We start from the raw sequence: 20,515 nt of genomic DNA on the forward strand, positions 1-20,515 counted from the left end.
GGATAAACCTCATCCCATTAACCTCTTTGCAAACTCTTGGGGACTTACTACCCCAAACATCCCCTTAGGGGAGAAGGCAAAGACGGGGGTCTTCCTTGCGCCTAACGGCGTCTTGTCCCGAGTAGCCCAGAAGGATAAAAGGTAAAACAACACAAATAAAAAAGCCCGGTGTTTTACCGGGCTTTTTATATGCTTACTCAAAGATACTTATATTTTACTTATCGTCTTGACCATCTACCTCTTTATATTCTGCGTCAACTACATTATCACCTTCAGGTCTTTGAGGTTCTTCTTGCTGAGGTTGACCTTCTTGTGTTGGTTGCTGTTGCTCCTGTTGAGCCTCTTGGGACTGCTGGTATATCAACTGAGCTATCTTATGTGAAGCTTCCTGCAACTCATCCATACCTTTTTTTATTGCTTCTACATCTTTAACTTCATTTTTAAGAAGGTTGTTTAAGGCATCTACCTTATCCTGGATGTTTTTCTTATCGTCTTCCCCAATCTTATCTTTATGCTCGTTCACAGTTTTATTGACTGTGTATACAAGAGAATCTGCCTGATTAACAACCTCTATAACCTCTTTGTTCTTTTTATCTTCTTCTGCGTGTTGTTCAGATTCTTTAACCATTCTATCAATTTCATCTTCAGAAAGTTTTTTAGAAGCAGTTATTTTGATAGACTGTTCTTTACCTGTTCCTTTATCTTTTGCGGCTACATTCAATATACCGTTTGCATCTATATCAAAAGAAACCTCTATCTGAGGTAGTCCTCTTGGTGCTGGCGGTATACCTACAAGTTGAAAGTTGCCCAAACTAAGATTATCTTTAGCCATTGTCCTTTCCCCCTGCAAAACATTGATTTCTACAGAAGGTTGATTATCTGCCGCAGTTGAGAAAACCTGACTTTTCTTAGCTGGTATGGTTGTGTTTCTTTCAATAATTTTAGTAAAAACACCACCAAGTGTTTCAACACCTAAAGATAAAGGAGTAACATCCAGCAAAAGTATATCTTTGTCTTTCATATCTCCAGAAAGAATAGCGCCCTGTATAGCGGCCCCAACAGAAACACACTCCATAGGGTCAACCCCTCTCTCTGGTTTAATACCTATCAACTCTTCAACAAACGTCTGAACCATAGGTATTCTTGTAGGTCCACCAACAAGTATTACCTTACCTATATCTGAAGATTTAAGTTTTGCGTCTTCAATTGCTTTCTTTACTGGTTCTTTACATTTATCTATAATCGGGCTTATCAACTCTTCAAGTTTTGCTCTTCTTATCTTCATCTGTAAATGTTTTGGACCATTCTGGTCGGCAGTAATGAAAGGTAAACTTATATCTGTCTCAACAGTTGAAGAAAGTTCAATTTTAGCTTTTTCAGCTGCTTCTCTCAAACGTTGCATAGCCATCTTATCTTTACTTACATCTATACCCGACTCTTTCTTAAATTCATCTACAATATATTCAACAAGCGCCTCATCCATATCTGTACCACCAAGCAAAGTATCGCCTGAAGTTGAAAGAACTTTAAAAACACCTGCCATCATATCCATCACTGTTACATCCAAAGTTCCTGCTCCAAAATCAAAAACAAGTATCTTAAGTTCCTCTTCAAGCTTATCCAACCCAAACGCAAATGAAGCTGCTGTTGGTTCATTTATCAACCTTACAACTTCAAGACCTGCTATTGTGCCAGCATCTTTTGTTGCCTGCCTCTGGTTATCGTTAAAATATGCAGGAACAGTAACAACTGCTTTTTTTACAGGTTGCCCAAGATAAGATTCAATATCTTTTTTTATCTTTTGGAGAATAAAAGCTGATATCTGTTCAGGGGTATATGATTTTCCGTAAATATTATATTTATGGTCAGTACCCATTTTTCTTTTTGCTGCAAAAACAGTTCCTTCAGGGTTGACAGACGCCTGTCTTCTTGCAGGTTCTCCAACAAGAACCTGCCCATCTTTTGTAAATGCCACATAAGAAGGAAAAGCTTTCCCTCCAACAATAGTAGTTCCTTCAGCGCTTGGTATAATAACCGTTTTACCACCTTCCATCACCGCAGCCGAAGAATTACTTGTTCCTAAATCTATACCTACAATTTTTTCTGACATATTATTGACCTCCAATTTTTATATTTTTTTAGTTTAACCCTTTAATAAGTTAGATGTAAGTTTATTCAATAGGTTTCAAGATATGATTAAGGTTTTGCCACATCCTTCTTTAACCTCCTCCAAAACCACCATATTTATTTAAAAAATAGCCACATAGTTGACAGTTAATTGTTTTACCATTTTTCTTTCTCAAAAGCAACACAATATCAGCCTTCAAACGTTGACTATTGTTAAAAATCCAAACCTTTTATAAGGCACTAAATTATTTTCTGAACAGGTCCAAATATTCCCATAGCATAAAAAGACGATTTCTGGATTGACCAGTTATTTCTTTAAGTATTCCTACTTTGCAAAATTTATTTAATAAACTGTCCCCTGTATTATAAGCAATCTTTAATTGCTTTTCAACATCTTTAACTTTTACAACCGGTTTAGAAAATAGGAACAGAAGCAATTTGTGTGCCAGTGGTGCTTGTCTACCTATTCCAAGTATATTTTTTTCGTATTGGTCTTTAAGTTTGATAATTTCCTTAAAAGTAGAAATACCTTCGTTTGAAGTAGCAATCACTCCGGATAAGAAAAATTTTATCCACTGCTCAATATCGTTGTCTTCTCGTACCATATTCAAAGAATCATAATAAGACGCCCTGTTTTTTTCAAAAAAATGAGAAATATATAAGGCTGGTTTTTTAAAAAAACCATAGTAAATAAGTTGAAGAGATATAAGTAACCTCCCCATTCTTCCATTACCATCTAAAAACGGATAAATCGTTTCAAATTGGTAATGAGTTAAACTTATTCTTATAAGATTAGGGATATTTAAAGATTTATTGTGCCAGAATTTTTCCAAATCAGTTAAAAGTTCTGGTAGTTCTTCATAATAGGGTGGAACAAAAAAAGCGTCTGAAATGTTCGAGCCCCCAATCCAATTCTGGCTTTCCCTAATTATCCCGGGTTGTTTCTTTTTCCCTTTGACTCCAGAAAGAAGAACCTTATGAACATCACTTACTAACCTTATGCAAAGAGGTAGTTTTTCAAGTTTTGCAACTCCATAATTTACCGCCTTAACATAATTTTCAACTTCTTCCCAACCATCCATACTTGCCGGAATTATTTCTTCCTTAGGCAAAACTACTTCTTCTATTTCTATTTTAGTTCCTTCAATTCTGCTTGATAAAGTTGCTTCTTTAATAATATATATCTGAATAAATGAATCAACATCAGGCACTAAAAGAGAATAGGCATTGAGTTCCCCAAGAAGGCGAGACGCCTCCTCTAAAAGAAGAGCAATTTTATTGTCTTCCAATTCAAACGGCTTATTAAGAAAAGAAGGACTGAATGAATGGTACTCATATTCTTTTTCAAAAAAATGTTTTTTATATCTACCAGCAACAAATTTATTGTTTTTCATAAACTGAAACAACTCCTGTTCTTATTTCAATTTTAGCAGGAAACTTGAAATAAAGCAAATTTATATTTAAAGTTTTTAAGAATTACAGGAGTACTTAAGGGAGGGGCTGGTTACCAAGACAAGTGGGCGGTGCAGGACTTGAACCTGCGGCATCTACCTTGTAAGGGTAGCGCTCTTGCCACTGAGCTAACCGCCCAAATTAAAATTTAACTTGCATTTTTTGGGAAACATGCTATATTATACTATGTTTTCATTTTTTAGCAACAAAATTGTTTTTTTCTCATATTAATATCCAACAAAAATGTAAAAGGAGAATTTAAAATGGCAGATATTCTTCAACTCTTAAAAGAGAATATAATTTCTGGTAATGCACCTAAAACAAAAGAATTAGTTGATAAGGCTCTCCAAGAAAAGATTGATATTCAAACAATCCTTAGCGATGGACTGATAGCGGGAATGCTTATAGTTGGCAAAAAATTTAAAAACAACGAATTTTATGTTCCAGAAGTTCTTATTGCTGCAAGAGCAATGAACGCTGGTATGGAAATCCTTGAACCTATGATAATACAAGCAGGCATACAACCTGTTGCAAAAGTTGCCATAGGTACTGTTAAAGGAGATTTACACGATATTGGTAAAAACCTTGTTGTTATGCTCTGGAAAGGAGCAGGTTTTGAAGTTGAAGATTTAGGGATAGATGTTGAGCCTGAAAAATTTGTTGAAGCTGTCAAAAGTGGAATAAATATCATTGGAATGTCAGCTCTCCTTACTACCACAATGGTGGCTATGAAAGAAGTTGTAAACAAACTCCAAGAGGCAGGAGTAAGAGATAAGGTCAAAATAATTATTGGTGGTGCACCTATTACTCAAAGTTTTGCTGATGAAATAGGCGCAGACGCTTATGCTCCAGATGCAGCCTCAGCAGTTGAGAAAGTACAGGAACTTTTAAATATCAAATGAAAGAACTTTTTTTTATAATTTTTGGTTATTTATTTGGTAGCATACCTTTTGGGTATGTCTTATGCAAGATTTTCACAAAAAAAGATATCAGAAATTACGGAAGTGGTAATATTGGAGCTACAAACGTTTACAGAGTAGCAGGCGGATTTGTAGCGATTGGAGTTTTAATTCTTGATATTTTGAAAGGTTTTTTACCTGTATTTATTGCAAAAACCTTTTATGATTTTTCTCCTTTATGGCTCCTTGCAATTGGTATTGCTCCAGTTTTAGGACACAACTTTTCTTTGTTTATGAAAGGTAAAGGAGGTAAAGGGGTTTCAACAAGTTTTGGAGTTATTATTGGGTTGTTCCCCAAAGCCGCTCTTTTCTCTTTCGTTATCTGGGCTCTTCTTATAATAATAACTCACTATGTTTCAGTTGGCGCACTAACAGCGTCTTTATCTTTGCCGTTTTTTATTTATCTGTTCCATAAAGATGTTTCTTACGTTTCTGCTGGTATACTGCTTTTTATACTAATATGGTTTAGTCATAAGGGAAACATCAAAAGAATTCTTAAAGGCAAAGAAAACAGAATTAGGTTACCGTGGGAAAAAAAATAGTTTTTCCTTACATAAAATTTTATATTGTTGAAAATGGATAAACAGAAATTCTATTATATTGGAGAGTTAAGTAAAATAGTAGAAGTACCTCCCCATATTTTGAGGTATTGGGAGAAAGAGTTTGCTCACATTAAACCATTGAGAGATAAAAGAGGTAACAGAATTTATACAGAAAAAGATATATTAAGAATTAAACGTGTAAAATCTTTGGTATATGGTAACGGTTTTAGTATTAAAGGAGCTAAGAAAAAATTAAGAAAACCAAGTTCTAAACGACTGTTAGAGTCTAACAGAACCTTTTTAAAAATAATTCTAAAAGAATTGCAGGAACTAAAAAAATGTTTAAAATAGGCGTGCTGGCTTCAGGAAAAGGAAGTAACCTTCAAGCTATAATAGATTACATAAAAGATAAACAATTACCTATTGATATAAAGGTTGTTTTAAGCGATAATAAAGAATCGTTTGCTCTTAAGATAGCAGAAAAAGTTGGTATAGATAACCAGTATATCAACCCTGGCAGATATAAAACATTTTTAGAGCCTGATTCAGAAGAAGAGTTTATAAAAATATTAACTAAAAAAGATGTAGATTTAATTTGTTTAGCTGGGTTTATGAGGGTATTAAAAACAAATTTTATAGACACGTTTCCCAATAAAATAGTAAATATACACCCTTCCCTTCTACCTGCTTTTCCTGGACTTGAAAGTTGGAAACAGGCTTTTAATTATGGTGTTAAATTTACAGGGTGCACAACACATTTTGTTGAGTATGAAATCGATTCAGGACCAATTATAATGCAGGCAGTTGTTCCTGTTTTAGATGACGATACACCAGAAACTCTTCACCAAAAAATTCAAGAGAAAGAGCATATAATATACCCTTTAACTATAAAGATAATATCTGAGGGCCGTTTAAACATATTAGGGAAAAAAACATATATAACCCCCGCAAAGGAATAAGAGAATGACAAAAAACACAGAAATAGTTATAAGAAAAGCTATAATAAAAGATTGTAGTTACATAAAAAAACTTGTAAACAGTTATGCAGAGGAAGGGGTTATGCTGGCGTTGTCGGTCAACCAGATTTATGAAAGACTTAGATGTTTCTCTATAATAGAAAAAAACGGACGTCCAATAGGTTGTGGCGCCTTAAAAATAGTATGGAAAGACCTTGCTGAAATAAGGTCTATTGCAATTACCCGTTCGCAAAAGAAGAAAGGGTACGGTAAACTATTAATTGACGCACTACTTAAAGAAGCACGAGAGTTTGGATTGGAAAAAGTTTTTGCGTTAACCTATGTGCCAGAGTTTTTTGAAAAAAAGGGGTTTGAAAGAATATCAAAAAGCAAACTTCCTCACAAAGTTTGGGTTGACTGTATCAACTGCCCAAAATTTCCAAGATGTGATGAGATTGCTGTACAGATAAAATTAAACAAATGAGAAGATATATATTTTTATTTGTTGGTTTAACCATTTTGTTAACCTGCCTTAAATTTGCTGACGCAAAAATATTGTTTGGTGATAAAATCAATATTGAGCAACCTCTTTATGAAGAAGTTATTGCTTTAGGGGACGAGATTTTTTTAACCAACTCCCTTCAAAAAGAGTTTGTTGGTGTTGCAAGAAAAATTTTTGCCGAAACCGATATAAAGAAAGATTTTATAGGTGTAGGGATAAAACTTGATTTTACAGGGAAAGCAGAACAAGATATCGTTCTTATTGGTAACACTATTGAAGCAAACGGAATAAGTAATAAAAGTATGACAGTTTTTGGTAAAAATATACAATTAAATATGCTGGTAGCCAACAACCTAAAAGCGAGTGCCGAAAATATAGAAATAACAGGGAATGTTGGAGCAAAAACCACCTTATGGGGCAAAAATATTTCTGTAAGCGGACAATATAATGATATGCAAATATACGGAAACGAAATAATTTTTAAACCAGACACAATAATTAAAGGTGACCTTACGTATAATTCACCCGAAAAACAAGACCTGTCTCATATCAATATAAAAGGCAACGTTGTCTGGAGTGAACCTTTTTCTGAAAGAATAAAAACAAAAACTCCCATAGAAAAATTGAAAAAACTTTATCTTTTTTTCTCCCTCTTATTTCCAGTATTGATAATGTTTTTCTTCTTCCCAAATCTTTTTAAACAGACCACATATACATCTGGTCAAAAATATATTCAATCTTTTATAAGTGGCTTGTTTCTAATTATACCTACATTAATAGCTATCCCAATAATTTTTATAACAATCATAGGAGCACCTTTAGGTTTAATTGTTACCACTTCTTTTCTTTCTGCAATTTATATTTCAAGAGTTTTCCCATCCATATTTTTGGGTAGAATTATTTTTTATAAGGTTCAAGATTCGTCTTGGGTATGGATACTTGCTATATTTATAGGAATATTTCTTTTTACAACAATTTCTCTACACCCAACAGCTAAAATACTTCTTAACCTACTTTCTATCCCAGCAGGATTTGGTGCTCTCTTTTGGGGTAGAATGGGTTTAGTTAAAAGACTTAAAAAAGAAGGTATACTTTAAATTATTAAGCTTCTTACACTTAATTGAAGCAAAGGAGAACAGAGGAAATGAAAATCGTACTTGCGTATTCAGGAGGGCTTGACACATCAATTGCTATTCAATGGTTGAAAGATAAGTATAACGCAGAAATTATTGCTTACACTTCAAACGTAGGTCAGACAGACGACCCTGTCAAACTAGAAGAAAAGGCCTTAACAACAGGGGCAAGCAAATTCTATTTTGAAGACCTTAGGGAAGAGTTTATTAAAGATTATATTTTCCCTACACTTAAAGCGGGGGCGATGTATCAGGATAAATATCCTTTAGCAACATCCCTTACCCGTCCTTTAATTACTGACGGTATGGTAAAAGTTGCGTTAAAAGAAAAAGCCGACGCACTTGCGCACGGTTGTACAGGTAAAGGAAATGATCAAGTAAGATTTGAACTTTCAACAAGATACCTTGCTCCAGATATTAAAGTGATTGCCCCACTGAGAGAATGGGAATTCAAATCAAGAGAAGAAGAGATGGACTATGCTAAAAAATATAATATCCCTGTATCTGTAACAAAAGCAAAACCTTACAGTATTGACTGGAGTTTATGGGGAATATCGGTAGAATGTGGTGTGCTTGAGGACCCATGGAATGAACCACCAGAAGATGCATACCAGATAACATCATCTCCTGACCAAGCTCCCTCGACCCCAAAATATTTTGTTATAACATTTGAAAAAGGCATCCCGGTTGCGCTCGATGGAAAGACTATACCTCCTCTTGAATTGATAGAAACACTAACAGATATTGGTGGAAAATACGGTGTTGGTAGAATAGATATGGTTGAAGATAGGCTTGTTGGAATAAAATCGAGAGAAATATATGAAGCCCCAGCAGCAGTAATACTTCATTCTGCGCATAGCGAACTGGAAAAACTTGTATTTTCAAGAGATTTGTTTGAATTTAAAAAACTTATTTCTCAAAGATACTCACAGCTTGTATATTTTGGACAATGGTTCTCACATATAAAAGATTGTCTTGATTCTTTTGTAGATGAAAGCCAAAAATTTGTAACAGGTGAAGTAAAAGTAAAACTACATAAAGGTCAATGTACAGTGGTTGGAAGAAAATCTCCATACTCTCTTTATAGCGAGGTCCTTGCTACATACACAGAAAAAGATATGTTCGACCATAAAGCATCTGATGGGTTCCTTGAGATATTTGGTCTACCTTCAAAACTTGAAGGGGCAAGAGAAAGGAAAAAGAGAGTTTAACTACTAACTCTTTCAATAATTTTTGGTAAACTTTAACGATACCATCCAGTTACTAAATAATGGGCAATCCCTCAGTATTTTTACATCCTATTGGGGGATTGCCCATAAACATATACACTTCATATCGAAACCTACTTACACTAAACTGCAAACTTCGGCAGGCATATATGACGCTAAGAAAATAAAAGTGAGAGATTTACTCAATATTTATAACTTGTGAAACAATTTTTGGTAACTTATGTTCAAGCAATCTACCTTTTGTTAAAACTTTAGCAAAATTCTTGGCAAGCACTTTCTTTTTATCTTCAAAACTTAAACGAGTATAAATAGCCCAACCCAACTGAGGTCTCGGATCCCTCATTGAAGAGTCTGAACCAAAAATAACTCGTTCAGAACCAACAGTGTTGCATAACCATTCAATTAAACCGTTTGGTACTCCAGTAATGGTAATTTCTGCCATTATATTGGAATGTTCCAATAAAAGGTCTGCTACCAACCTTGCAAAATGCCAATCAGAACAAGAGTGTGCAATAAGAAAGGTAACATTTGGGTATTTTATTGATAGTTCTTTCATTGCTTTTATACCTACATCATTTTCTGATATATGCATAAGCCCGTACAAATGGTATCTATTTGCAAACTCCCAGTAAGAATGATATTCCTTATCATTGTACGGTATATTCCAAAAGTTGTAAGGTTTAAGCCCTCTAAACCCAAGTTTAAGGTGCAGATAATTACACATTTCAATAATCTCTTCCGAACTCTGTTGTAATGGGTCACAAGTTGAAAGCCCAACAATCTCTTCAGGTGCAATCTTTACGGCATCAACAACGGCTTTATTCCCTTCTTCTATCCACCCTCCAACAGGTGCTATCCACGACATAACAGCGGTTAAATCTACCCCTATATGTCTATTAATTTTCAATACGCCATCTATATCTCCTTCTGGCATAAGGTAAGTAGAACCAATACCGTTTAATCCTTTATGCAAGATATGACAATGAGCATCAAAAACAGGTACAGGTACAGGTTTTTTGTTGCTAACAGTTTCTACTATTACATCTTTGGACTCAGGCGCCTTTGGAGATATTTTAGGAGATTGGTTCAACAACCTTGCAAGGTTTTCTCCTGCAAACTTATCTATTTTATCCTTATCAAGTAAAGTAAAATCAACAAAACCTCTTGCAGAACCACCAGAAGATTTAAGTAAACCCGAACCAAAAAGCAACCTCTCTATTCCATACCTTTCACTAAACAACTCCACCGCACGGTTGCCTTGAAACCTATGAAACTCAAGAAAAGTGTTTGGGCAACTATCCATTACAGCCGTCATCAACCTCCATGTGTTAACCCATCTTGCATCTCCAAAAATTACTGGACAATTATTAAAAATATTACAAAACGTTACAAGGTTTTCGTAGGTAGCCACAATATTTTGTATACTCAAAAGAATAGGTATCTTCTTTTCATTTAAATAGTCAGCAAGATGCCCAAGAACGTCCTTATTAATTGGATATCCTTGTTTTGCAGGGGACATCCACACTGCTTTTACGTCTTCTCCTTCCATCATTTTTTGGAGTTCTTTAGGCTTAGGGAAATCTCCTGCCTGATGAGGCAAAACAATCCAACAAGGGAATAGGCGCTTTCTATACGCAGAAATCTCTTTAACGAGCATCCTATTAACAAACATAGGGTCATAATGGTATCCTTGTTGATGTCTTACCAAGGCTCCTGTTATACCGTAAAAATCTATATCTTCCAAAAGATGTTCCAATTTCCATCTTTCATCTGGATCTTTACCTGGTCCAGGACCATACATAGTCCAACTGTCAAAAATCATACATTCTGACATCTTTCGCTCCTCTATTTTTTCCCCTGTTTTATTATTAATTCTTTTGCTTTTTTATCTATAAATTTATGTATTTTTTTTGTATAATCTTCTGACATAACAACCATATAACATGAAACAAGAACAATCACCATACCTATAAAACTTTTAGAAGTAAAAGGTTCATTAAATATAGTTAACCCTATAACAAGATTAAAGACTGGATGCAACGTGGATATTAAAGAAGCTGTAGCTACAGTGTTAAATTTGTAGGCATAAGTTGTCATTAATTGACCAACCGCTGCAGTAACACCTATGGCTAGCAAAATAAAGCCACCTCCTATATTCATCTTAATAGGTATAAGATTTGCTGGTATAAGTACAAGCCAAAAACCTATAACACATTGAGAGAAAAAAACACTATGAGTTGACTCTGTTTCTCTTGCTTTTTTTATTATAACATTCGCTGCACCTGAAATAACAGCACCCAAAATAGCAATCCCTTCTTTAATATTGACAGCACCTACAGCACCAGAACCCACCATAAGATATAATCCGTATAAAGTAAGGAAAATGAAAAACATTTTTAAAAAAGAAACACTTTCCTTTAAAACAAAAATACCTATAATGGTAGCAAAAATAGTTGACGAATTGCTTATCATCGTTCCCCTTGCTAATCCAATATTCAATATCGACCAATAATAAACAAAAACAGCCACACCACCAAACAACCCTCTTAGTATCAGGATAAAAGATTTTGTGAACTCAAGGGTTATCTTTTTTGTAATAGCAAGAGTTCCAAGTATAGCCATACCTATAGCAAACCTAAACAAAGTTACTTTAAACGAATCTATATAAGACGCATATCTAACTAAAAAAGCCATCAACGAGTAAACTAAATTCGCACCTACAAGCCACCAGATAGATTGTTTTTCAGAACTCATATTTGATAAATTATTTTGGTTTGCGTATTATCTTTACACTCTTAAGAATAACAGGTTCCAGAGGTTTATCCATTTGATTCCGCTTCACTTTGGTTATCGCATCAACTATTTTTTGTCCTTCGGTCACCTGCCCAAAAATAGTATGCTTATTGTTCAACCAAGAAGTTTCAACTACTGTAATAAAAAACTGAGACCCGTTTGTGTTAGGACCGCTGTTAGCCATAGCCAACCGACCAGGCTTATCAAACTTTAATTTAGGCGAAAACTCATCTCCAAAAGTGTAGCCAGGTCCACCAAACCCTCTGCCAAGAGGATCTCCTCCTTGAATCATAAAGTTTGGTATAACTCTATGGAAAATCGTTCCGTTATATAATGGTTTCTTTACTTTTTGTTTAGATACAGGGTCTGTCCACTCTTTACTTCCTTCTGCCAACCCTATAAAATTCTCAACCGTTTTAGGAGCAACATCTGGATAAAGAAGACAGGTAATATTTCCTTTATTTGTTTCAAATACTGCAAATACCTCTTCTTTCCCTTTCTTTTCTGCTCCACAGAGAGAAATTGCTGCTGTAACAAAACAAACCGCTATACCTTTTAACAACATAACGTCTCCTTTACCTCGCTTTTATTATACGGGGTTATAATTTGTACTACTTTTATAGTTTAAATTGGATTACAACTTAACATTTACGCAGTTTTACATATTTTAAGCCAGACTTCTCGTCTTCTTGGTCCATCGAATTCACAAAGAAATATACCTTGCCAGGTGCCTAACATCAGAAACCCGTTTTCAATAAAAACTGTTATACTGTTACCTACTAAAACAGATTTTATATGAGCATCAGAATTACCTTCTCTATGAGAATATCTTCCGTTTTCAGGTATAACTTCTTTAAGATAGTTCAAAATATCCACCTCAACAGAAGGGTCAGCATTTTCGTTAATAGTGATCCCGCAAGTTGTGTGAGGCACATACACATAAAGAATTCCGTCTTCTATTCCAGAGTGTTTAATAAAACCTGATAATTGTTCAGTTATCTCTACAAAATCGTTCCTTTTTTTTGTTTCAATACTCAATTTGTCCATTTTAAAATTTCCTTAAAACGTATATATTAATATCTTTATTATTCCGCACCACAACAACTTCTACCAAATATATTCATATACAAACAAATAGATTTTTAAAAGCAAGAATTTTGACAATAAAAAAAGGTACTGTAATTAGAACTAAAAACAACAGAAGCAATTGAACTTTTTGCAATTATTTAACAAGTTGATTGCCTTCTGCGTCTGTCAATTTTCCAGTAGCTATAAGAATAATATCTATAAGCCACCATACACCGAAACCGCCAAGTGTTAAAAGTTTAAGTATACCCAACCCAATATACCCCATATAAAACCTATCTACCCCAAGTTCTCCCAAAAGAATAGAAAGAAGTAACGCTATAAGCCAATCTTTCCCCCTGATGAACCAGATAATTTAGTACCACATTTTACACACTTGCCATCTTTTACATCTGTTTCAGAGTCACATTTTCGACAGAACATAATTGCCTCCTTTTAACAAGTTTTGCGTTAATAAAATTGTAATCTATAACATAATTTTTATCAACTTTATTAGTATCTATTCTCTTTTATCTCTAAAACTGATATAATTAATAATATACTATGAAAAGAAAAATAAAAGAACAGCTCGATGAACTTGTAAAACTTATATCCTACCATAATTATATGTATTATGTGGAGAATAATCCTGTTATTAGTGACACTGAATACGACTTACTTTATAAACAACTTGTAAATCTTGAATTAGAACACCCTGAATTACAAAACGAAGATTCACCTACATTAAAAGTCGGTGGAACAGTACAAAAGGGTTTTGAAACGGTTGAGCACCAAATACCTATGCTTAGTATAGAGAACACTTACTCAAGAGAAGATCTTACCTCTTTTGATAATAGATTAAAAAAATCTATCAACACCTCTTCTGATATACAATATGTTGTTGAACTAAAATATGACGGAGTAGCAATTTCTCTTATATATGAAAACGGAAAACTAACTAAAGGTGTTAGTAGAGGTGACGGCCAAAGAGGAGACGATATTACAGAAAACATCAGAACAATCAAAACTCTGCCACTTGTTATTGATTACCAGAAACCAATAGAATTAAGAGGCGAAATTTATATGAGAAAGGACGATTTCTCAAGGCTTAATAAGGAGAAGAAGAAAGAGGGAGTCCCTCTCTTTGCAAACCCACGTAACGCAACCTCTGGTTCACTAAAGATGCTTGATACAAAAATAGTTGCAGAGAGAAATTTACAGTTGTTTGTATATCAATCTTTTACCGAGCAGAAACACTCTACACACTGGGAGACTCTTAAATTTATAAAAGAGATAGGATTCCCAGTTAACCCAAACAACTGGCTATCCGAAAATATATCTGATGTAATAGAGTTCTGCAATCGGTGGCAAGATAAAAAAAATCTACTTCCATACAATATTGACGGGATGGTTATTAAAGTCAATTCACTTGATTTACAAAGAATGCTCGGAACAACTTCTAAATTTCCAAGATGGGCTGTTGCTTACAAATTTCCTGCTGAACAAGTTACAACCACTTTAAATGAGATTATAGTTCAGGTTGGTCGAACTGGCACTCTTACCCCTGTTGCGATATTGTCTCCTGTTACAGTTGGAGGGTCAACCGTAGCAAGAGCAAGTCTACACAACTTTGATGAAATCGAACGACTTTCCCTTAAAATTGGAGACACAGTTTTGATTGAAAAAGGTGGCGAGATAATCCCCAAAATTGTAAAAAATATTCCAGAACTAAGAACAGGGCAAGAAACAACAATAGTTGTGCCTACAGTCTGCCCTGTATGTGAAACTCCTGTAATAAATGAAACAAAAGAGGTAGCTATTAGATGCCCCAACATAAGATGCCCTGCTCAGATTAAGGAGAGAATAATATATTTTGCATCCAGAAAATGTATGGATATAGAAGGACTTGGAGAACAATGGGTTAATATACTGGTAGATAAAGGTTTTTTATCTGACTATGGTGACATATATTTTCTCAAAAAAGAAGATTTGTTACAGATTGATGGTATGGCTGAAAAATCGGTAAATAACCTTTTAGAAGGTATAGAAAAGAGTAAAAAAAGACCGTTATCTCGTCTTATTTTAGCTTTAGGGATAAGACACATTGGTGAACGTGCAAGTATAATACTTTCAGAAAAATTCCATTCATTAGAAGTGCTAGCAAAAACTGATTTTGAGACATTATCTTCAATATTTGAAATAGGTCAGGTGACAGCTGAAAGTGTCTTAAACTTTTTTAGTCTAAATGAAAATATAATGGTTCTAAAAAAACTGCAAAAAGCAGGTGTAAACACTACCATAGAAGATGAAGAGATATCTTTGGACAAGGTTTTAGACGGTTTAACTTTTGTGGTTACAGGCACCCTAAAGAACTATACAAGAACAGGAATAAACGAATTTATAAGAAAAAATGGTGGTAATGTTTCAAGTTCTTTATCTGGTAAAACAGATTATCTTATCGTAGGAACAGATCCAGGTTCTAAATTACAGAAAGCTGAAAAACTTAATATAAATATTCTTGATGAAACAACTTTTGAAGAGACGGTGGTAAAAAACGGTTTTAAAAAAGAAAAATGAAACAGAAAGAAGATTTAAAACATTTAATAGAGATATTTTTTCAACACCTACAGGTTGAAAGGAATCTTTCAAAAAACACCCTCAAATCTTATACTTCTGATATTAATAAATTTACAAATTTCTTAAAAACAGAAAATTTGTCTTTCAGAAAAGCAGATAACGAAGTTATTACACTATTTATCGTTTTTTTAAAAAAGAAGAACCTTTCTTCTTCAACTATCATAAGAACACTTTCTACAATAAGAAATTTTTATAAATTTTTGATAGGTCATAGGTTTTTAAAAAAACCTTATTTTTTAATAGAGTCACCAAAAATAGAAAGACAACTTCCAGATATTCTAAGCCAAGAAGAGATAACAACAACAATAAATATAGCTTATTTAAAAAAATTTGCAAAACGAGATATAGCAATTTTAGAACTTCTTTATGGTGCTGGATTAAGGGTTTCAGAGATAGTAGAAATAAAACTTGAGGATATCTCTTTTGACAACAATACAGTAAAAATAAGAGGGAAAGGTGACAGAGAGAGGATAGCATTCTTAAATCCCAATTCTACCAAAGCAATAAAAGAGTACCTAACAGAAAGAGCTCAAAAGAAAAACGCAGGAGTTTCCTCTTATCTATTTATAAACAATAGAGGAAAAAAGATTTCAAGGCAAACAATCTGGAAGATAATTAAAACATTAAACATTACAGATAAAAACGTTTCCCCTCACACATATAGACACTCTTTTGCTACACATCTTCTTGAAGCAGGCCTTGATATTAGAATAGTACAGGAACTTCTTGGGCATAAATCCTTAGCAACCACAGAAATATATACACATATAAGCAAGAAACATATAAAAAGTATTTATAAAAAATTTCATCCCCGTTCGTAAAAACATAATTTTGTTTATAGTATATATATGAGTTAAAATACAACACAAATTTAACAGAAGCATTTTAATGATTGTGTCAAAAAACAATGCTCTTAAATATAAAGGCGGAAACTTCCCCTTGCATGTCATTCCGGATTTATACCGAGCACTCCCGAGGACTTGATCCGGAATCTCGTTTTTCTTGCTACCAGTGTGGGCTACATTAGAGATCCTGAAACAAGTTCAGGATGACAAAATTGGGCGTTCGGGCGATGAAATGGGCAAGTAGAAGAATAAAAGGCTTGAACCTTTTGTTAATATCCCCCCATTCCGTCTTGCAAGCCGTTTAACGCTTAGCCAAGTTTGGCAGAACGATTTTAACCAATAGGAGGAAATTATGAAAAATGTTTTGCAGATGAATTACTGGACAATAGGTGGGTTTCACGCTGAAACACCTTTGGAGAAAGCACTCCAAGAAATCAAAAAAATGGGGTTAGACGGATTAGAATTAACCTACGGTGCAGGCGAATTTGCCCCTGGCATTACAGAAAAACGTTGTAAAGAGGTTGCAAAGATTGCAAAAGACCTAAATATAAAGATTGCAACATGTGGAACTGATTTTTATATGCACACTCCGCTTGCTTCAACTTTAAAATCTAAAAGAAAAAAAGCCCTCGAATTCAGCAAAAGATATTTTAACGACTCCTCTCTTATTGGGGCAAAAGTATGTCTTGTTGTTCCCGGTTCTGTTTGGGTACCCTGGGATGAAAAACAACCTATTGTTCCCTATAAAACAGTTTGGGAAAATTCTATCAAAGGTGTAAAAGAGGCAATACCTTATGCAAAAGATTCAGGAATAAAGATTGGTATAGAAAATGTCTGGAATGGTTTCTTAACAGACCCTATGGCTTTAAAATTGTTTATAGACCAGTTTAAAAGCAGTTATGTGGGCTCTTACTTTGATGCAGGGAACTGTATTATTAACGGGTTTCCTCAACATTGGATAGAGATACTTGGGAAACGTATTTTAGCTGTACATATTAAAAATTTCAAAAGAAAGAATTTTGCTGGCGGGCTTAGTTGCTTTGGCGACGATTTATTGGAAGGTGATTTGGACTATGAAGCAGTAAAAAAATCTCTTATAAAAATCGGATATAAAGGTCCTATAACAGTAGAGATGGTTCCTTTCTCAAGAGAACCAAACCTTGTTCTACCAGATATGGAGTTAGCTTATGATACAGCAAAAAAGATGCTAAAAGTATTTAGGAAAAAATAATCTTATTTAAAAGAAACTATAAGATTCTAACATCAAAAAAGCCTTCGTGAGTCCTTAGGGGTTTGCAGAGAGGTTAAAGGGATGAGGTTACCCCCTGCTTGTCGTTCAGGACTTATCCGGAATCTCGCTTTTCTTACTACCAGCGTGGATTAAGTGAGAGATCCTGGAACAAGTTCAGGATGACAAATTGTGGCGAGTAGAAGGAATTTAAGGATAAATACTGAGATTGCCATGTCGTAAATAGCACTCTTCGCAATGACAAACAAAGGCAAAAAACACAAAAGTTCTCCCTCAGAGCAACTGTCGGGATAAACCCTCACCTTACATCCTCTACCCCAGAGGAGAGGCAAGAGGGAAGGCTTCACCAACTTTCCAAAAAAATTGAAGACAAAAAAAAAGGCAGGGATTACTCCCTGCCTTTTTAAATAATTTATGGTTAAGCCTCACGACCGATTAGTACTCCTCCGCTTAAACCCTTACGGGCCTTACACTTGGAGCCTATCAACCATGTAGTCTGCATGGGGTCTTCAGTCTGCTACTCTCATAGCAGAGGGAAGCCTAATCTTGGGGGGGGCTTCCCACTTAGATGCTTTCAGCGGTTATCCCTTCCGAACATAGCTACCCAGCAATTACCCCTGGCGGGATAACTGGTACACTAGTGGTTCGTCCGACCCGGTCCTCTCGTACTAGGGTCAGCTCCCCTTCAAGCTTCCTGCGCCCACGGCAGATAGAGACCGAACTGTCTTACGACGTTCTGAACCCAGCTCACGTACCGCTTTAATGGGCGAACAGACCAACCCTTGGGACCTTCTCCAGCCCCAGGATGCGATGAGCCGACATCGAGGTGCCAAACCTTGCCGTCGATATGAACTCTTGGGCAAGATCAGCCTGTTATCCCCGGAGTACCTTTTATCCGTTGAGCGATGGCCCTTCCACACGGGACCACCGGATCATTAAGCCCGACTTTCGTCTCTGCTCGACCTGTCAGTCTCACAGTCAGGCTTCCTTATGCCTTTACACTCGAAGGCTGATTGCCAAACAGCCTGAGGAAACCTTTGGGCGCCTCCGTTACATTTTAGGAGGCAACCGCCCCAGTCAAACTGCCCACCTATCACTGTCCCTGGTCTGGATTCACAGACTCAGGTTAGGATTTCAAAATAATAAGAGTGGTATTTCACCGTCGGCTCCACTCAAACCGGAGTTCGAGCTTCACAGCCTCCCACCTATCCTACGCATAGTATTTGGAAATTCAATGACAAGTTGCAGTAAAGGTTCCGGGGTCTTACCGTCTAGCCGCGGGTAACCCGCGTCTTCGCGGGTATCACAAATTCGCCGAGCCCCTCGCCGAGACAGCGCTTCCATCGTTACAAGATTCGTGCGGGTCGGAACTTACCCGACAAGGAATTTCGCTACCTTAGGACCGTTATAGTTACGGCCGCCGTTTGCCAGGGCTTGGATTCAATGCTGCCCCATCCGAAGATGGATGACATCTCCTCTTAACCTTCCGGCACCGGGCACTTGTCAGGCCCTATACGTACTCTTACGAGTTTGCAGAGCCCTGTGTTTTTGATAAACAGTCGCGGAAGCCATTTCACTGCGACCCTTTCGAGCAACATTATAAATAACGTCACCCTAGTAGGGTACCCCTTCTTCCGAAGTTACGGGGTTAAATTGCCGAGTTCCTTAGCGAGGGTTCTCTCGCGCGCCTTAGGATGCTCTCCTAACCTACCTGTGTCGGTTTGCGGTACGGGCACCAAATAAACTCTCTTAGAGGCTTTTCTTGGAAGCAAAACTCGATCACTTCACTCGCACTTGCGTTTGAGTTCGTACTCCCCATCACACCTTTGTTGCTCATAGATTTGCTACAAGCAGATGCTTTGGGTTGAACCGGTACAACCAATCACCGGATGACCTATTCTACTCCGTCCCCCCATCGATAATAACGCGTATTTGGTGGGGCTGGAATATTAACCAGCTGTGCATCGCCTACGCCTTTCGGCCTCGACTTAGCACCCGCCTAACCCTGGGCGGACGAACCTTCCCCAGGAAACCTTAGGTTTTAGGCGTCCCGAATTCTCATCGGGATTTTCGCTACTTATGCCGACATTCTCTCTTCCCGTAGCTGCACCCGTCCTTACAGACGAGCTTCGTTGCCCGGGAATGCTCCTCTACCCTTGTCTTCGCATTTGCTAATGACAAGCCATAGCTTCGGTGCCAGGCTTTAGCCCCGTTAAATTGTCGGCGCAGAATCACATCGACCAGTGAGCTGTTACGCTATCTTTAAAGGGTGGCTGCTTCTAAGCCAACCTCCTGGTTGTCTGTGTAACCCAACATCCTTTAACACTTAGCCTGGACTCAGGGACCTTAGCTGATGGTCTGGGCTGAATCCCTTTTGACTATGGAGCTTAGCCCCCATAGTCTCACTCCCACTGAACAAATAACGGTATTCGGAGTTTGAAAGAACTTAGCCCCTTTACGGAACCTTGCCCTATCAGTGCTCTACCCCCGTTATTCTATATAGTGAGGCTGACCCTAAAGTCATTTCGAGGAGAACCAGCAATAACTGAGCTTGATTAGCCTTTCACTCCTACCCACAACTCATCCAAGATTTTTGCAACAATCACAGGTTCGGGCCTCCTTCGCTTTTTACAGCAAACTCACCCTGGTCATGGGTTGATCGCTCAGTTTCGGGTCTACTAACTGCAACTAATGGGCCCTATTCAGACCACTCGCTTTCGCTACGGCTTCCCTGCTTAACAGGTTAACCTTGCTACAGTCAATAACTCGCCGGCTCATTCTTCAATAGGCACGCCGTCATCCCGTAGAACGGGACTCCGACTGCTTGTAGGCATACAGTTTCAGGTTCTATTTCACTCCCCTTCCGGGGTTCTTTTCACCTTTCCCTCACGGTACTTGTACACTATCGGTCAAAACCTTGTATTTAGCCTTAGGAGGTGGTCCTCCCGGATTCCTACGGAGCTTCTCGGTTCCTCCGTAGTACTTAGGTGTCTGACACAGGCGCTTTTAGGATTTCGCTTACGGGA

General features: G+C 36.6%; 17 protein-coding genes, 1 tRNA gene and 1 rRNA gene. 10 read left to right on the forward strand and 9 right to left on the reverse strand.

Annotation, left to right across the window (positions count from 1 at the left end; genetic code table 11):
- Positions 1-214: 214 nt before the first annotated feature.
- The 3 genes from dnaK to M0P98_04645 all read right to left on the reverse strand — a co-directional run bounded on the left by dnaK (position 215) and on the right by M0P98_04645 (position 3,717).
- Positions 215-2,110 carry a molecular chaperone DnaK gene (gene dnaK / locus M0P98_04635; protein MCK9266157.1) on the reverse strand — a complete coding sequence of 632 codons (1,896 nt, stop codon included), beginning with the start codon at positions 2,108-2,110 and terminating at the stop codon, positions 215-217.
- 262 nt (positions 2,111-2,372) lie between these two features.
- Positions 2,373-3,521 (reverse strand): Fic family protein, encoded by a 1,149-nt coding sequence (locus tag M0P98_04640; protein MCK9266158.1) that lies wholly within the window; start codon positions 3,519-3,521, stop codon positions 2,373-2,375.
- 123 nt (positions 3,522-3,644) lie between these two features.
- Positions 3,645-3,717: transfer RNA gene (locus tag M0P98_04645), tRNA-Val, on the reverse strand.
- A gap of 125 nt (positions 3,718-3,842) precedes the next feature.
- Here M0P98_04645 and M0P98_04650 point away from each other — a divergent pair.
- From M0P98_04650 to M0P98_04680, 7 genes are read left to right on the forward strand one after another with little or no spacing between them, the layout of a single operon-like run.
- Complete coding sequence (locus tag M0P98_04650; GenBank protein ID MCK9266159.1) at positions 3,843-4,481, forward strand: corrinoid protein; 639 nt, start codon at positions 3,843-3,845, stop codon at positions 4,479-4,481.
- A complete protein-coding gene (plsY, locus tag M0P98_04655; GenBank protein ID MCK9266160.1) occupies positions 4,478-5,080 on the forward strand; it encodes a glycerol-3-phosphate 1-O-acyltransferase PlsY in 603 nt (200 codons plus the stop codon). Before M0P98_04650 ends, plsY begins: the two co-directional genes overlap by 4 nt.
- A 33-nt stretch (positions 5,081-5,113) precedes the next feature.
- Positions 5,114-5,431, forward strand: coding sequence for a MerR family transcriptional regulator (locus M0P98_04660; GenBank protein ID MCK9266161.1), 318 nt, complete (start codon positions 5,114-5,116; stop codon positions 5,429-5,431).
- On the forward strand, positions 5,419-6,039 hold the full coding sequence (gene purN / locus M0P98_04665; protein MCK9266162.1) for a phosphoribosylglycinamide formyltransferase: 621 nt from the start codon (positions 5,419-5,421) through the stop codon (positions 6,037-6,039). Before M0P98_04660 ends, purN begins: the two co-directional genes overlap by 13 nt.
- 4 nt (positions 6,040-6,043) lie before the next feature.
- Complete coding sequence (locus M0P98_04670) at positions 6,044-6,520, forward strand: N-acetyltransferase (GenBank protein MCK9266163.1); 477 nt, start codon at positions 6,044-6,046, stop codon at positions 6,518-6,520.
- Positions 6,517-7,635 (forward strand): hypothetical protein, encoded by a 1,119-nt coding sequence (locus M0P98_04675; protein MCK9266164.1) that lies wholly within the window; start codon positions 6,517-6,519, stop codon positions 7,633-7,635. Before M0P98_04670 ends, M0P98_04675 begins: the two co-directional genes overlap by 4 nt.
- Positions 7,636-7,682: 47 nt before the next feature.
- A complete protein-coding gene (locus M0P98_04680) occupies positions 7,683-8,882 on the forward strand; it encodes an argininosuccinate synthase (protein ID MCK9266165.1) in 1,200 nt (399 codons plus the stop codon).
- Positions 8,883-9,078: 196 nt separating this feature from the next.
- Here M0P98_04680 and M0P98_04685 read toward each other — a convergent pair whose 3' ends face one another.
- From M0P98_04685 to M0P98_04705, 5 genes are all read right to left on the reverse strand, one after another.
- Entirely contained in the window at positions 9,079-10,734 is a 1,656-nt protein-coding gene (locus M0P98_04685; protein MCK9266166.1) for an amidohydrolase family protein, read from the reverse strand.
- Between the two features lie 11 nt (positions 10,735-10,745).
- Complete coding sequence (locus M0P98_04690) at positions 10,746-11,654, reverse strand: DMT family transporter (protein MCK9266167.1); 909 nt, start codon at positions 11,652-11,654, stop codon at positions 10,746-10,748.
- A 10-nt stretch (positions 11,655-11,664) separates the two neighbouring features.
- Positions 11,665-12,258 carry a peptidylprolyl isomerase gene (locus M0P98_04695; protein ID MCK9266168.1) on the reverse strand — a complete coding sequence of 198 codons (594 nt, stop codon included), beginning with the start codon at positions 12,256-12,258 and terminating at the stop codon, positions 11,665-11,667.
- Between the two features lie 83 nt (positions 12,259-12,341).
- Positions 12,342-12,740 carry a secondary thiamine-phosphate synthase enzyme YjbQ gene (locus tag M0P98_04700; GenBank protein ID MCK9266169.1) on the reverse strand — a complete coding sequence of 133 codons (399 nt, stop codon included), beginning with the start codon at positions 12,738-12,740 and terminating at the stop codon, positions 12,342-12,344.
- A 175-nt stretch (positions 12,741-12,915) separates the two neighbouring features.
- Positions 12,916-13,077, reverse strand: a complete 162-nt coding sequence (locus M0P98_04705) for a TM2 domain-containing protein (GenBank protein MCK9266170.1) — start codon at positions 13,075-13,077, stop codon at positions 12,916-12,918.
- A gap of 245 nt (positions 13,078-13,322) precedes the next feature.
- Here M0P98_04705 and ligA point away from each other — a divergent pair, with 245 nt between their 5' ends.
- The 3 genes from ligA (at position 13,323) to M0P98_04720 (ending at position 17,471) form a co-directional block, all read left to right on the forward strand.
- On the forward strand, positions 13,323-15,335 hold the full coding sequence (ligA, locus tag M0P98_04710; protein ID MCK9266171.1) for an NAD-dependent DNA ligase LigA: 2,013 nt from the start codon (positions 13,323-13,325) through the stop codon (positions 15,333-15,335).
- A complete protein-coding gene (locus M0P98_04715) occupies positions 15,332-16,216 on the forward strand; it encodes a tyrosine recombinase (protein MCK9266172.1) in 885 nt (294 codons plus the stop codon). The genes ligA and M0P98_04715 overlap by 4 nt, the downstream gene beginning before the upstream one ends.
- A 376-nt stretch (positions 16,217-16,592) precedes the next feature.
- The gene (locus M0P98_04720) at positions 16,593-17,471 is read left to right on the forward strand and encodes a sugar phosphate isomerase/epimerase (protein MCK9266173.1); all 879 of its coding nucleotides are present in this window, start codon (positions 16,593-16,595) and stop codon (positions 17,469-17,471) included.
- Positions 17,472-17,903: 432 nt separating this feature from the next.
- Here the strand turns inward: M0P98_04720 and M0P98_04725 are convergent.
- Positions 17,904-20,515, reverse strand: a 23S ribosomal RNA gene (locus M0P98_04725); the annotation flags it as partial.

This window comes from bacterium, from assembly GCA_023230585.1.
Lineage (GTDB): Bacteria > Ratteibacteria > UBA8468 > B48-G9 > JAFGKM01 > JALNXB01.

What these genes read in the sequence shown, in the direction of transcription:
- purN (MCK9266162.1), top strand. Translation starts at nt 5,419, where the DNA reads ATGTTTAAAATAGGCGTGCTGGCTTCAGGAAAAGGAAGTAACCTTCAA.
- M0P98_04675 (MCK9266164.1), top strand. Translation starts at nt 6,517, where the DNA reads ATGAGAAGATATATATTTTTATTTGTTGGTTTAACCATTTTGTTAACC.
- plsY (MCK9266160.1), top strand. Translation starts at nt 4,478, where the DNA reads ATGAAAGAACTTTTTTTTATAATTTTTGGTTATTTATTTGGTAGCATA.
- M0P98_04660 (MCK9266161.1), top strand. Translation starts at nt 5,114, where the DNA reads ATGGATAAACAGAAATTCTATTATATTGGAGAGTTAAGTAAAATAGTA.
- M0P98_04720 (MCK9266173.1), top strand. Translation starts at nt 16,593, where the DNA reads ATGAAAAATGTTTTGCAGATGAATTACTGGACAATAGGTGGGTTTCAC.
- M0P98_04670 (MCK9266163.1), top strand. Translation starts at nt 6,044, where the DNA reads ATGACAAAAAACACAGAAATAGTTATAAGAAAAGCTATAATAAAAGAT.
- M0P98_04685 (MCK9266166.1), bottom strand. Translation starts at nt 10,734, where the DNA reads ATGTCAGAATGTATGATTTTTGACAGTTGGACTATGTATGGTCCTGGA.
- M0P98_04680 (MCK9266165.1), top strand. Translation starts at nt 7,683, where the DNA reads ATGAAAATCGTACTTGCGTATTCAGGAGGGCTTGACACATCAATTGCT.
- dnaK (MCK9266157.1), bottom strand. Translation starts at nt 2,110, where the DNA reads ATGTCAGAAAAAATTGTAGGTATAGATTTAGGAACAAGTAATTCTTCG.
- ligA (MCK9266171.1), top strand. Translation starts at nt 13,323, where the DNA reads ATGAAAAGAAAAATAAAAGAACAGCTCGATGAACTTGTAAAACTTATA.
- M0P98_04640 (MCK9266158.1), bottom strand. Translation starts at nt 3,521, where the DNA reads ATGAAAAACAATAAATTTGTTGCTGGTAGATATAAAAAACATTTTTTT.
- M0P98_04690 (MCK9266167.1), bottom strand. Translation starts at nt 11,654, where the DNA reads ATGAGTTCTGAAAAACAATCTATCTGGTGGCTTGTAGGTGCGAATTTA.
- M0P98_04695 (MCK9266168.1), bottom strand. Translation starts at nt 12,258, where the DNA reads ATGTTGTTAAAAGGTATAGCGGTTTGTTTTGTTACAGCAGCAATTTCT.
- M0P98_04650 (MCK9266159.1), top strand. Translation starts at nt 3,843, where the DNA reads ATGGCAGATATTCTTCAACTCTTAAAAGAGAATATAATTTCTGGTAAT.
- M0P98_04715 (MCK9266172.1), top strand. Translation starts at nt 15,332, where the DNA reads ATGAAACAGAAAGAAGATTTAAAACATTTAATAGAGATATTTTTTCAA.
- M0P98_04700 (MCK9266169.1), bottom strand. Translation starts at nt 12,740, where the DNA reads ATGGACAAATTGAGTATTGAAACAAAAAAAAGGAACGATTTTGTAGAG.